The sequence below is a fragment of the Halomonas binhaiensis genome (assembly GCF_008329985.2).
Lineage (GTDB): Bacteria > Pseudomonadota > Gammaproteobacteria > Pseudomonadales > Halomonadaceae > Halomonas > Halomonas binhaiensis.
The window spans coordinates 615,915-628,478 of record NZ_CP038437.2; the positions used below are offsets into that span (position 1 = coordinate 615,915).

Annotated in this window: 12 protein-coding genes; 8 read left to right on the plus strand and 4 right to left on the minus strand. The window is 57.9% G+C overall.

The genetic code is table 11. The features are described from left to right. Positions 1-36: 36 nt before the first annotated feature. The 4 genes from E4T21_RS02720 to E4T21_RS02735 all read right to left on the minus strand — a co-directional run bounded on the left by E4T21_RS02720 (position 37) and on the right by E4T21_RS02735 (position 5,307). The gene (locus E4T21_RS02720; protein WP_149283280.1) at positions 37-1,659 is read right to left on the minus strand and encodes an ABC transporter ATP-binding protein; all 1,623 of its coding nucleotides are present in this window, start codon (positions 1,657-1,659) and stop codon (positions 37-39) included. 19 nt (positions 1,660-1,678) lie between these two features. Beyond that, entirely contained in the window at positions 1,679-2,566 is an 888-nt protein-coding gene (locus E4T21_RS02725; RefSeq protein WP_240349360.1) for an ABC transporter permease, read from the minus strand. A gap of 43 nt (positions 2,567-2,609) precedes the next feature. Next, positions 2,610-3,536 (minus strand): oligopeptide ABC transporter permease OppB, encoded by a 927-nt coding sequence (gene oppB, locus E4T21_RS02730; protein ID WP_149283284.1) that lies wholly within the window; start codon positions 3,534-3,536, stop codon positions 2,610-2,612. A gap of 151 nt (positions 3,537-3,687) precedes the next feature. Beyond that, positions 3,688-5,307, minus strand: a complete 1,620-nt coding sequence (locus E4T21_RS02735) for a peptide ABC transporter substrate-binding protein (protein WP_149283286.1) — start codon at positions 5,305-5,307, stop codon at positions 3,688-3,690. 170 nt (positions 5,308-5,477) lie between these two features. On the opposite strand from E4T21_RS02735, the gene E4T21_RS02740 reads away from it, so the two are divergent. The 8 genes from E4T21_RS02740 (at position 5,478) to rimI (ending at position 12,549) form a co-directional block, all read left to right on the plus strand. After that, positions 5,478-5,750 carry a hypothetical protein gene (locus E4T21_RS02740; protein ID WP_187775197.1) on the plus strand — a complete coding sequence of 91 codons (273 nt, stop codon included), beginning with the start codon at positions 5,478-5,480 and terminating at the stop codon, positions 5,748-5,750. Then, positions 5,673-6,771 (plus strand): peptide chain release factor 2 gene (gene prfB / locus E4T21_RS02745; protein ID WP_149283288.1). Its coding sequence is split into 2 segments (ribosomal slippage): positions 5,673-5,747 and positions 5,749-6,771, totalling 1,098 coding nucleotides; the frame shifts between segments, so codons are not numbered across the junction. Before E4T21_RS02740 ends, prfB begins: the two co-directional genes overlap by 78 nt. A gap of 148 nt (positions 6,772-6,919) precedes the next feature. Then, the gene (gene lysS / locus E4T21_RS02750; RefSeq protein WP_149283290.1) at positions 6,920-8,455 is read left to right on the plus strand and encodes a lysine--tRNA ligase; all 1,536 of its coding nucleotides are present in this window, start codon (positions 6,920-6,922) and stop codon (positions 8,453-8,455) included. 186 nt (positions 8,456-8,641) lie between these two features. Then, positions 8,642-9,028 carry a hypothetical protein gene (locus E4T21_RS02755; protein WP_149283292.1) on the plus strand — a complete coding sequence of 129 codons (387 nt, stop codon included), beginning with the start codon at positions 8,642-8,644 and terminating at the stop codon, positions 9,026-9,028. Between the two features lie 382 nt (positions 9,029-9,410). Beyond that, on the plus strand, positions 9,411-10,835 hold the full coding sequence (locus tag E4T21_RS02760) for an MFS transporter (RefSeq protein ID WP_149283294.1): 1,425 nt from the start codon (positions 9,411-9,413) through the stop codon (positions 10,833-10,835). 64 nt (positions 10,836-10,899) lie between these two features. Further along, entirely contained in the window at positions 10,900-11,211 is a 312-nt protein-coding gene (locus E4T21_RS02765) for a BolA family protein (RefSeq protein ID WP_149283296.1), read from the plus strand. Then, positions 11,208-12,089, plus strand: coding sequence for a hypothetical protein (locus E4T21_RS02770; protein WP_149283298.1), 882 nt, complete (start codon positions 11,208-11,210; stop codon positions 12,087-12,089). The genes E4T21_RS02765 and E4T21_RS02770 overlap by 4 nt, the downstream gene beginning before the upstream one ends. After that, positions 12,082-12,549: a ribosomal protein S18-alanine N-acetyltransferase gene (gene rimI / locus E4T21_RS02775; protein WP_240349268.1), complete on the plus strand. Its 468-nt coding sequence runs from the start codon at positions 12,082-12,084 to the stop codon at positions 12,547-12,549. Before E4T21_RS02770 ends, rimI begins: the two co-directional genes overlap by 8 nt. The last annotated feature ends 15 nt before the right edge of the window (positions 12,550-12,564 follow it).

Consider the following 12,564-nt stretch of genomic DNA (forward strand, 5'->3'; position numbering starts at 1 on the left):
TAGCCGAGGAAGGCGGTGGACGAACAGTTTATGGCATCAGGCCACGTTTTCGAGCATAGCTGCGGCCAGCAGGCGCTTGGTGTAGTCGGTCTGAGGGTTGGCAAAGAGTCCTTCGGCATCACCTCGCTCCACGACAACACCGTCCTTCATCACCAGCACCGTGTCGGAAAGTGCCCGCACTACAGCGAGGTCATGGCTGATGAACAGGTACGTCAGTCCGTGCTTTTTCTGCAGATCGCGCAACAAGTCGATGACGGTGACTTGCACAGAGCGGTCCAAGGCGGAGGTCGGCTCGTCCAGCAGGAGAAATTCTGGCTTCAGCACCAGGGCTCGAGCGATAGCGATGCGCTGACGCTGGCCTCCTGAGAATTCGTGGGGGTAGCGGTTGCGCATGGCCGGATCCAGGCTGACCTCTTGGAGGGCGCTGGTGACCTGAGCATCCCGTTCAGCCCTGGACAGGTGCGGCGCATGAACCTTGAGCCCTTCGCCAATGATCTCGCCTACCGTCATGCGTGGAGAGAGGGAGCCGAAGGGATCCTGGAAGACCACTTGCAGGCGTGAACGAATGGGGCGCATGGCGCTTTTGTCCAGGTCATCAAGGCGAGTATCAGCAAAGCGGATTTCGCCTTCGCTATCGAGCAAGCGCAACAACGCACGCCCTAGCGTGGACTTTCCAGAGCCGGATTCACCGACGATTCCCACGGTCTGGCCGCGACGAATACTAAGGTCGATGCCACGTACCGCATCGAAGACATCGCTCTTGCCCAGCCAGCGTTTCTTGATGGTAAAGCGCACACGCACCTCCTTGGCCTGCAATAACACCGGTTGTGTTTCGTCTACCGGATCCTTGCAGCCATGGGGCTCGGCATCGATCAGCATGCGGGTATAGGGATGCTGAGGGTTGGCGAACAGCGCTTGGGTCCGACCTTGTTCAACCAGTTCGCCACGACGCATCACACAGACCCGGTCAGCGAAGTGGCGCACGATGGTCAAGTCATGGGTGATGAACAGGATGGCCATGCCATAGCGTTGCTGCAGTTCCTTGAGCAATTCGAGAATCTGGGCCTGTACAGTGACATCAAGGGCCGTGGTCGGCTCGTCGGCGATGAGCAGTTCTGGCTCGCCTGCCAAGGCCATGGCAATCATCACTCGCTGGCGCTGTCCACCGGATAGCTCATGGGGAAAGCTGTCGATGCGGCGTTCGGGTTCTGGAATGCCGACCTGTGCCAGCAGCTCCATGGCTCGAGTACGGGCGGCTCGTCCCTTGAGTGCCTTGTGACGATGGAGGACTTCGCCGATCTGATAGCCGATGCGGTGTAGCGGGTTCAATGAGGTCATCGGTTCCTGAAAGATCATGGCGATGTTGCCGCCACGGATACGGCGCATGCGCTTGGGCGTAGCCTGGAGTATGTCTTCTCCCTTGAAGCGGATGGCGCCATGGGCCTTGGCCAACTCCGGCAGCAGGCGCATGGTGGCGGTGGAGGTGACCGACTTTCCGGAGCCGGATTCGCCGACCAGGGCCAGAGTTTCCCCTGGGGAAAGGGTGAAACTGATGTTCTTCACGGCGGTCACCTGGCCATGCGGCAGGTCGAAGTCCACCGATAGTTCATCGACCTCGAGCAGTGGTGTGGCAGAGTGTTGTCGGGGTGTCTCTGTCATGATGGGTCTCCTTGTCGGCTTAGCGGGTCTTCGGGTCGAGGGCATCCCGGAGCCCATCGCCGAGGAAGTTGAGACAGAACAGGGTCAGTGCCAGGAATACCGAAGGGACCAGTAGCATCCAGGGGGAGGTCTGCATCATGTCGGTACCCTCTGAGATCAACACACCCCAACTGGTCAGTGGCTCCTGTACGCCGAGGCCGAGGAACGACAGAAAGCTTTCCAGCAGGATGACCTTGGGCACGGTCAGGGTGACATAGACGATTACTGGGCCGATGGCGTTGGGAATAAGGTGGCGGGTGACAACCTTACCGTCCTTGACGCCCAGAGCATGGGCGGCCTCGACAAACTCTCGCTGCTTAAGGGAAAGCGTCTGGCCACGTACGATACGGGCCATGTCAAGCCATTCCACTGCGCCAATGGCCGCGTAGATCAGGAAGATGTTGCGCCCGAATACCACCATCAGCAGGATCACCAGGAACATGAATGGCAGCGAGTACATGATGTCGACGAAGCGCATCATCAAACTGTCGACGCGGCCGCCGACATAACCGGAAATGGCGCCGTAGAGTACCCCGATGATCAAGCTGACGAAGGTGGCCACCAGTGCCACGGACAGTGAGACCTGGCCTCCGTAGAGTGTGCGTGTAAGCAGATCGCGGCCGTTGGCGTCGGTGCCAAGTAGATGAAAACCTTCCAGAGTTGGTCCGACATCGAAGGCGTTCCAGTCGACATCGGCCAGACCCCAGGGAAGTAGCCAGGGGCCGACGATACAGGTCACGGTGATCAGACAGAGCAATGCCAGGCTGACCATGGCGGCCTTGTTCTTGGTCAGGCGACGCCAGGCATCGCGGCCCAGGCTGTCAGAGGGTGTGCTTGAGCTGGCCGATACGGGATGATCGGTTGTCATGGATGGAGTGGTCATGTCGTTGTCCTGCGTTGGCTATCCGACTTCAGTCGTCGTAGCGAATCTGTGGGTCCAGGGCGGAGTAGATCAGGTCGACGATCAGGTTCATCAATACGATCAGTGCGCCGTAGAACACCACGGTCCCCATTACCAGGGTGTAGTCGCGATTGAGGGCGCCCTGAACGAAGTAGCGGCCGATACCGGGGATGCCAAAGATCTGTTCGATGACCACGGAGCCTGTGATGATCCCGGCAATGGCAGGGCCCAGGTAGGAAGTTACGGGCAGCAGGGCGTGGCGAAGCGCGTGGCGCCAGACCACTTCACGCTCGCTTAATCCCTTGGCGCGGGCAGTACGAATGTAGTGGCTGCTCATCACCTCGATCATGCTGGCGCGCATCATGCGGGCAATGTAGGCGATCTGCTGAATCGACAGAGCCACTATCGGCAGGATCATGTTGGGTATGGCCCCGCCATCCCAGCCGCCAGCGGGCAACCAGCCAAGCAGTACCCCGAAGGTGAGTGCCAGTAGTGGGGCGACGACGAAGTTGGGGACTGCAATTCCGGCCAGGGCGGTGCCCATGACCATGTAATCGATGCTGCTGTTGCGTTTCAGCGCGGCAATGATCCCGAGTGGCAGGCCAATGGCCAGGGCCAACAGCATGGCCAGGCTGCCGATCTGCAGGCTCACCGGGAAGCCCTGCATGATCAGCTCAGTGACACTGAAATCCTTGTACTTGAAGGAAGGGCCGAAGTCGCCCTGGAGCAAGTTGCCCAGGTAGGTGATGTATTGCTGCCATAGCGGCTGATCCAGATGGTAGGCAGCCATCAGGTTGGCTTCAATTTCGGGCGGTAAGGCGCGTTCGCCATCGAAGGGGCCGCCAGGAGCAATCCGCATCAGGAAGAAGGCAATGGTGATCACGATCAGCATTGTCGGGATGGCCTGGGCCAGCCGTTTCAAGGTGTAGCTCAGCATGTCGAGTTCCTCAACAAGGCTCCTCAAAGCTCGAGTGGGACGCGACGTGATACAGGCATGGAGGTAGTGTCCTCACAGCACTGCTCGGTGAGATGTCACGTTCGCGTCACGGTGAAGCCCAGGAGTTTCCCTGGGCCATGCCGTTGCGGCATTACTCTTCGAAGGAAATCCAGCGTGACGGGTGATCGTCGTCAGCGTTGTCTTCCCAGCCTTTGAGCTTGGGGTTCACCAGGTTGCGGGAAACGTAATAGAGCAGGGGGATAACGGCATTGTCCTGCAGAGCCAGGGACTCAGCCTGTTCCATGATGGCCTGGCGTTCATCGGCATCCATGGTATTGGCGGCCTTCTCGTAGAGCGCATCGAATTCCGCGTTGGAGTAAGCGCCATAGTTGTTGCCAACACCGCTGCGTAACAGCGCCAGGTAATTCTCGGCATCGTTGTAGTCAGCGATCCAGCCAGCACGGGCGATATCGAAGTCACCTTGGGCGATGGTCTGGTAATGCACAGTGGCTTCAGCATTGACCAGTTCTACCTCGACTCCCAGCGGGCGCCACATGGCGGATACTGCCACGGCGACCTTCTTGTGCTCGTCGGTGGTGTTGTATCTCAGGCGTAGCTTCAGAGGATGGTCCGGACCGTAGCCGGCATCCTCAAGCAGGGCCTTGGCTCTGGCCATGCGTGCATCCATGTCATGGGTAATGTCGTTGCCGTCGGCATCCTTGAAGATGACATTCTGAGGTTCGTAGTGGCTGATGCCCTGGGGTACCAGAGACAGGGACGGCAGGAAGGTACCACCAAGAATCTGTTGGGAAATGACCTCTCGGCGTACTGCCAGATTGAGTGCCTCGCGCACTCGCGGATCGGTGGTCGGATGGCCATCGCGTTGATTGAAAGCGTAGTAGTAACTGCCCAGGTAGGGCGCCATGTGGGTCGCGTCAGGCAATTCCTTCTTCAACAACGGATACATGCTGGAGGAATACTCGCGCATGATGTCGAGTTCCCCGGCCCGGAAACGTGACACGCCAGCATTGCGGTCTTCGATGGTGTGATAACGCACGCCGTCGAGCTGGACCTGGTCTGCATCATAGTATTCAGGGTTCTTGACCGTGGTGATGGTGGACTGCGAAACCCAGCGAGTGGGAGTGAAAGCGCCATTGGTGACGATATGGTCGAGATCGACAAAGTCCTTGCCGTATTCGTCCCAGGTATGCTTCGGGGCAGGGTAAGCGGTGTAGTGGGTCAGTAGTTCAAGGAAGTAGGGAATCGAGGTTTTCAGGTGAACGACAAAGGTGTGCTCGTCAGTTGCTTCCACGCCGAGTGCTTCCGCTGGTTTCTTGCCGGCATTTACCTCTTCGGCGTTGACCACCGGATACAGCATGTAGGCATACTTGGAAGCACTGACAGGATCAATCAAGTGCTGCCAGCCAAACACGAAGTCTTCAGCCGTGACAGGCTCGCCGTCGGACCATTTCGCACCTTCACGCAGGTGGAATGTCCAGGTCTTGCCATCCTCGGAAACATCCCAGCTGGTTGCCATGCCTGGCAGGATCTCGCCGTCGGGAGATTCCTTCACCAGGCCTTCATAGACATCCATCAACACCTGGGATTCCCACACTCCGCCAGAAACCTTGGAGGTATCGAAGGAGGCCAGTTCTCCGGCCACCCCTATATTCAAGGTCGCGGCGAGGGCTGGATTCAGCGTAAAAGCGGATAGTGACAGGCCGGTGGCCAATGCCAGGCGGCGAGCCCAGCGGGAAGAGGTGACAGTCATTGTCATGGGTTCCTTTGCGTTGCGAGAAACGCTACCCGTATTGCCAGCCCGCAATACCCGCTCCGCAATAAAAGGGGGCTTTGCGATGTCTCGTCTGGCAGTTGGTTGGCGCTTCTTTTGTTCTTGTTGGAGGGGGATGTTCGTTCCACTACACCGCCCCTCGATGCCTCATGACCATCGCGCTGTCAGCACAACCTTGTCCAAATGAAAATTCTCATAATGCATTACGTTTCGTCGATGAACGGCTGGTGGCGGGGGATGAATCGGTGCAGCGGGATGACGAAGCTACGCCTTTTGGCTATAATCTTCGCCCTTTATCGCAGCCTCTTTCGGCTGCAATTTTCCCGCGCGGAAAGGCGATCGCTATGTTGGAAACCAACCCGATTCATAACCTCATCAAGGACCTGTCTGAGCGGACAGATGTCCTGAGGGGGTATCTTTGACTATGCCGAGAAGAAAGACCGGCTAGAAGAAGTCTCTCGCGAGCTTGAAGACCCTGCGGTCTGGAATGATCCAGACAATGCCCAGAAGCTGGGTAAGGAACGCTCTTCCCTGGAGCTTGTCGTTGCTACCATCGACACTCTCGACCAAGGACTGGCGGATTGCAGTGATCTGCTCGAGCTGGCTGAGATGGAAGAAGACGCAGACACGGTTGCTGAGGTCGAGAGCGAACTTGCTTCTTTGAAATCCGACCTGGAGAAACTTGAATTCCGCCGCATGTTCTCGGGTGAGATGGACGAGAACAACGCGTACCTGGATATTCAGGCGGGCTCCGGCGGCACCGAGGCTCAGGATTGGGCCAATATGCTGCTGCGCATGTACTTGCGCTGGGCTGAAGGCCACGGTTTCAAGGCCGAAATCACCGAGCTGTCCGCGGGTGAAGTGGCAGGTATCAAATCGGCCACGGTGCATGTGCAGGGCGACTATGCTTTCGGTTGGTTGCGTACCGAGACAGGCGTGCATCGTCTGGTCCGCAAGAGCCCATTTGATTCTGGTGGCCGTCGTCATACTTCCTTTGCTTCGGTGTTCCTGTCACCTGAAATCGATGACAGCTTCGAAGTTGATATCAATCCGGCGGATTTGCGTGTCGACACCTATCGTTCCAGTGGAGCGGGTGGTCAGCACGTCAACACCACGGACTCGGCGGTACGTATTACCCACGAACCTTCTGGCGTCGTGGTATCGTGCCAGAGCCAGCGTAGCCAGCATGCCAACCGCGACTTCGCCATGAAGCAGTTGAAGGCTAAGCTGTGGGAAGTGGAAATGCAGAAGCGCAATGCTGCCAAGCAGGAAGCCGAGGACGCCAAGGCCGATATTGGCTGGGGCAGCCAAATTCGTTCCTACGTACTGGATGACCAACGTATCAAGGACCTGCGCACCTCGGTTCAGAGCAGCAACTGTGACAAGGTGCTCGACGGCGATCTTGATGGTTTCATCGTCGCCAGCCTCAAGCAAGGGTTGTAATACCGTTTCGACGCTGTCGTTCGGAAGCCGCTGAGTTGCATGCAGTAGCAGCAGGTCAGCGGTTTTCGTCTGGTGGTGTCAGTGATTATCCGCACACTTTCAGAGTCGCTGATCGTCATCAGTGATACGAGACAGGTAGCAGTTAGCCATGGCCAATCAGGACATTCCCACCAACGCCGATATCGCCCAGGAAGAAAACCGACTGATCGCTGAGCGCCGTGCCAAGCTGGCCGCTCGCCGTCAACAGGTTGCCGAGCAGGGCGGTAGCGTCTTTCCCAACGACTTCCGGCGCGACAGCCTGGCTGCCGAGCTGCAGGATGAGTTGGGGGAGAAGGACAAGGAAACGCTGGAAACCCTCGGCCGTGAAGCTGCGGTGGCCGGGCGCATCATGCGCAAGCGCGGCCCCTTCATTGTCATCCAGGATGTCAGTGGCCAGATCCAGCTCTATGTCGACAAGAAAGGGCTGCCGGAAGCTGTGCTGGAAGATATCAAAGGCTGGGATATTGGCGATATCGTTGCCGGGCAAGGCGCGGTTCACAAGTCCGGCAAGGGCGATCTTTACGTGATGATGCGCGAGGCTCGCCTGCTGACCAAGAGTCTGCGTCCGTTGCCGGACAAGTTCCATGGCCTCACTGACATGGAAGCTCGCTATCGTCAGCGCTATCTGGACCTGATCATGAACCCTGAGTCGCGAGGCGTGTTCGCGACCCGGGCCGGGATTGTCAGTGCCATGCGCCGCTTCTTTGAAGAACGTGGCTTCATGGAAGTCGAGACGCCGATGCTACAGCCGATTCCCGGTGGTGCTACTGCGCGTCCGTTTGTCACCCATCATAATGCGCTGGATATCGACATGTACCTGCGCATTGCCCCGGAGCTGTACCTCAAGCGCCTGGTGGTTGGTGGGTTCGAGCGTGTGTTCGAGATCAACCGCAACTTCCGCAACGAAGGTCTGTCAACTCGCCACAACCCCGAGTTCACCATGGTCGAGTTCTACTGGGCCTATGTGGACTACAAGGCGTTGATGGACCTGACCGAGGAAATGTTGCGCGAGATTGCTCAAAAGGTGCTGGGCACGATGACCCTGAACTATCAGGGCTCGACCTATGACCTGGCCAAGCCTTTCGTGCGCATGACCCTGCGTGAAGCTATCCTGGCCCATGCTGAAGATATCAGTGCCTCGGATCTTGATGACCTCGACAGCGCCCGGGCATTGGCAAGCCGTCTGGATATTCAGGTCAAGGAAGGCTGGGGGCTGGGCAAGATCCAGACCGAGATTTTCGAGGAAGTTGCCGAGTCCAAGCTCGACCAGCCGACGTTCATCACGGAATATCCAGCCGAAGTCAGTCCGCTGGCGCGTCGTAATGATGCCAATCCTTTCGTCACCGACCGCTTCGAGTTTTTCGTCGGTGGGCGTGAGATCGCCAATGGCTTCTCTGAGCTCAATGATGCGGAAGATCAGGCTGAGCGTTTCAGTGCTCAGGTGGCAGAAAAGGATGCTGGTGACCTTGAGGCCATGTATTACGACGCTGACTATGTACGGGCCCTGGAAGTTGGGTTACCACCCACCGCAGGTGAGGGCATCGGTATCGATCGCCTGGTGATGCTGTTCACCGATAGTCCGTCAATCCGTGATGTGCTGCTATTCCCGGCCATGCGTCCGGAGAGTGGTTCGGAAAGTAGCTGAGAGAACTGCTAGGAAAAAAGCGTCTGCAAGCGAAGGAGTAAGCTGTTGTCTCGGCTGCTTGTATAGTGGCCGGGATTTGCAGGGGTAGCATGCATGCAGGAATTCTTCGCCTGAAAACGAGGGATTCCTTGGCGTAAGCCGAGAGAGACCCCATAATGGCTGCGTTTCGACGTCGAGGAGACCACGATGAAACTGCTTAACCGTTCCGCCCTGAGCGTTAGACCGACCCAGCACTTCGTCGATTGGATCAATGCGCTTGAGCCTACTGTGGGTGATGACGACTTGACCCTGGGTGACGTCGATCGCGAAAGCACCATCTACCTGATACCGGAGATGGACACGCCCGAGGCGCTGGAAGAGTACGTTCGTGAGCGTTATCTCGAGGTGCTGGAAAATGAACTGCGCGCCTGGGAAGAAGATGAGCGCCAATGGCCGGAAACGCTTGATTGGGCATTGTTCCAGCGTTTTCTCCAGGTCGAGCACAGTTATCTTGCCATAGACCTGGATAATGAGACTGCTCTGGAAGTGTCCGAAGTGGATGATGAGCTATTGGTGGATCTCGACCAGGACTAAGCGACCAGGACTAAGCGACCGGGACTAAGCGACCGGGACTAAGCGACCGGGACTAAGCGACCGGGACTAAGCGACCGGGACTAAGCGACCGGGACTAAGCGACCGGGACTGAGCGCCCAGGATGATAAGAGACGCGTTGACTCATTGCCGCCCTTGGCATGCAGGTCTTCCTGGCACTTAGCTGCAGCATGTAGTTCCTTCTGTACCCCGTTCTGACGGCGGCTGGCAAGATGCCCTTGCTCGTTCTTCCTTCCTTGCACGAGCAAGGGTAAGTTCTTCTCTTGCGTAGGTGGCTGAAAGCTGCCGACAAGTGGCTGTGGCCGGGCTTTCAGTCCCTGGCCCAGCAATTCCGTAGTTGTCATCTATCCAATGAGTGCTATGCATGAGCCGTCTGTTCTCTGATCGTGAGGGTGACGATGGTCTGCCCGGTGCTGATCGCCGCCTGGCGGTAGTGGCACTGACACTTGCCACGCTGATGTCAGTGATCGATGTCACCATGATCAATATTGCGCTGCCGACCATGGCCAGGGATCTGGGGATTACTGACTCGCGCGCTGTGTGGATCACCAATATATTCCAGGTCGTGTGTGCTGCCATGCTGCTGGTGTGTGCGGCAGCGAGCGAGTTACTCAGTCGTCGCAAGGTCTATGTATCAGGTATTGCCATCTTCACGCTGGCTGCCATGGGCAGTGCTCTTGCTCCTAATTTCGAGACATTGCTGGTGTGCCGCGCCTTGCAGGGGCTTGGGGCGGCCGCGACTCTATCCATCGGGCCATCGCTGTATCGGTCGATATTTCCCTCACGACTGCTGGGTAGCGCCCTTGGTCTTTCTGCTCTGGTAGTGGCCATTGGCTATGCTGTAGGGCCCTCCATCGGGGGAGTGATCCTGTCGGTAGCAGATTGGCCTTGGTTGTTTGTGCTCTACCTGCCTCTCGGTATCATCTCGCTGATCATGGCGTGGAGAGCGCTACCCAGCGAACCGCGTCGAGAAGGTAGCTTCGACGCCTTGGGTGCATTGGCTTCCATTGCTATGCTGTGTGGGGTGTTCATGGCCATGGAAGCCATTGGGCAGCAGGCCCCCGGCCTGGAAATATTGGGGTGGTTGGCGTTGACGCTGACGGCTGGTAGTGCCTTTGTCATTCGCCAGCAGCGCGCTGCATATCCATTGCTGCCGTTGTCCTTGTTCCGGGAGCCGCGATTTTCACTGGCGGTAGGGACGCAAGGAGCCTCCTTCATTGGCCAGGGCCTGGCAGTAGTAGCGCTTTCCTTTTTCTATCAGCAGGAAATGGGTTTCTCTGCCTTGCATACCGCCTGGTTGTTTACGCCTTGGCCGTTGACGATCATGTTCGTTGGCCCCGTGTCGGGACGCTTGGCCGATCGCTTCAACCCCAGCCTGGTAGCCAGTGCAGGATTGGCGTTGTTGATGATGGGGCTGTTCAGCCTGGCAATGCTGCCGAATGATGCCAGTGTGCTGGACAGTATGTGGCGGACTGCGTTGTGCGGGCTTGGCTTTGGCCTGTTCCAGCCACCCAATAACCGTGAGCTGATGAGCAGTGTGCCAAAAGAGCGAAGCGCCAGTGCTTCTGGTGTGATGAGCACCACACGAACCGTAGGTCAGTCTCTCGGGGTGGCGATAGTCGGGCTATGTCTGGCCGCAGGTGCTGGCGTGCAGTTGGCACTATGGGTTGGCGCTTTTACGACCGCGCTGGCATTGTTGATCAGCCTGACTCGCATTCGCCGGGCCGGCGAGGCTCAGCAAGTACAGCGTGCGACACGCAAGGCTGAGGCATCGTCCGAAGCGCCCTGAAGGCGTACAATGGATATCGACCCTACGATAGCATTACTCAACTTCTTTCAGCCGAGAAACCAAGATGAGCATTCAGACGACCATCGAAGACAAACTCAAGGCCCTTGAGCCCACCGAGTTGGTGGTCGAGAACGAGAGCCACATGCACAGTGTGCCACCGAACTCGGAGACTCACTTCAAGGTGACTCTGGTGTCTGAGCGTTTTGCTGGGCTGATGCCTGTCAAACGTCATCAGCAGATCTACGCACTGTTGGCCGATGAGCTTTCCGGACCGGTCCACGCTCTGGCGCTGCATCTCTATACCCCTCATGAATGGGAAGCACGTGGTGCAACTCGTCCTGACTCTCCAGGATGCATGGGTGGTGGGCATTCGTGACCTCCGAAGCCCGCATGACTCCGGAACCTCAGAAGCTTGCCTATCTAGAAGCCATGGGCCTGACGGCTTGGGTGGCCCGCTATCAACTGCCCAATGCGCGTGAAACGGAAGCCTGTGACTGGCCTGAGCTCGAACCTGAAGCGATGCCCGCTCGAGGTGCCGACCGGTTGCATGCCCTGTTGGACGATGGCGTTACCGGCCAGGGGAGCGTGGATGCTCCCGAGCAGGTGGTAGAACCTGTCGAAAGACCGGAAAACACTGGCCCATCAGGCCCAAGGGGGCCCCGCAAGGCGCGCGCCCTGTTAGGCGATATTGTCCCTGAAAGCGGTGATAGCCCTTCCGTGGCCGAGCCAGACACTGACATGCCAATGGCAGAGCCTGCGGAGGCGCTGCCTTTTGCCTGCCTGGTGGGTTGTATCGATGGCCGCTGGCTGGTGCTGGTGGCACAGACCGACCCCATGAGTGTCGAGCAGCAGCGCCTGTTGGCCAACATCCTGGGGGCGGCAGGTGTTCATAGCGAGCAACGTCCGGTTTTCGAGGTGCTGCATTGGCCCTTGGCCGAAGGCCTACCTGTACGCCAGCCACTGGAAGAAGCTCGCCAAGGGCTCAAGGCTTTTGTCACGGGGCGTGGGCGCCGTGGCTGGAAGCCAGAAAGGGTTCTGATGTTCGGTACGGATGCGACTCTTGACCGTGTCGTCGATGATAATGACGGGAAGAGCCGTACTCTCGAACTGCCATTGTGGCAAGGCCCAAGTCTTGCTTCCCTGCTGGCTGGTGCTGAAGCCAAACGGACCCTCTGGCCACAGCTTGAAAACTGGAAAGCTCTCTGGAACCAGACCAATGCTGAACCAGGGAGCGGAGCCGGGGAAAGTGTCTGAACCATCCTGGCCAATCATCGAGCTGGCTTTTTCTCATGTAGATGCCCTGCTGGCGCTGGAGTCATCTGGCGTCAGTCGCTTGATGTCGCCGCAGTTGCTGGCAGATGCCCTTAGCAGCGAGCAACATCGCGTACTTGCCGTGGCTGATGGCGATGACCTGCTTGCCTATGCCGTGGTGGCTCGGCAGCCCTTCGATGCTGAACTGGAAGCCATCATGGTGGCGCCAGCATTACGTCGGAACGGGTTGGGCGCTCGATTGATGAAAGCGGTAATCGAGACGGCGCAGGCATGGAAAGTCGAGCACTTGTTGCTTGAAGTGCGCGCCAGTAATGACAGCGCCATTGCATTGTATCGCAGCCTGGGTTTTCAGCAGGATGGTGTAAGGAAGGGATATTATCCGCCGCAAAAAGGCCAGAGTATCAGGGAAGACGCTTGCCTGATGTCTCTGGCCTTTCAGTAACAAATGGCGCGAGAG

Bases quoted from the DNA above. Each gene is read 5' to 3' on its own strand.
- E4T21_RS02720 (WP_149283280.1), bottom strand. From the start codon at position 1,659: ATGACAGAGACACCCCGACAACACTCTGCCACACCACTGCTCGAGGTC.
- E4T21_RS02725 (WP_240349360.1), bottom strand. From the start codon at position 2,566: ATGACAACCGATCATCCCGTATCGGCCAGCTCAAGCACACCCTCTGAC.
- oppB (WP_149283284.1), bottom strand. From the start codon at position 3,536: ATGCTGAGCTACACCTTGAAACGGCTGGCCCAGGCCATCCCGACAATG.
- E4T21_RS02735 (WP_149283286.1), bottom strand. From the start codon at position 5,307: ATGACTGTCACCTCTTCCCGCTGGGCTCGCCGCCTGGCATTGGCCACC.
- E4T21_RS02740 (WP_187775197.1), top strand. From the start codon at position 5,478: ATGACCATCGCGCTGTCAGCACAACCTTGTCCAAATGAAAATTCTCAT.
- lysS (WP_149283290.1), top strand. From the start codon at position 6,920: ATGGCCAATCAGGACATTCCCACCAACGCCGATATCGCCCAGGAAGAA.
- E4T21_RS02755 (WP_149283292.1), top strand. From the start codon at position 8,642: ATGAAACTGCTTAACCGTTCCGCCCTGAGCGTTAGACCGACCCAGCAC.
- E4T21_RS02760 (WP_149283294.1), top strand. From the start codon at position 9,411: ATGAGCCGTCTGTTCTCTGATCGTGAGGGTGACGATGGTCTGCCCGGT.
- E4T21_RS02765 (WP_149283296.1), top strand. From the start codon at position 10,900: ATGAGCATTCAGACGACCATCGAAGACAAACTCAAGGCCCTTGAGCCC.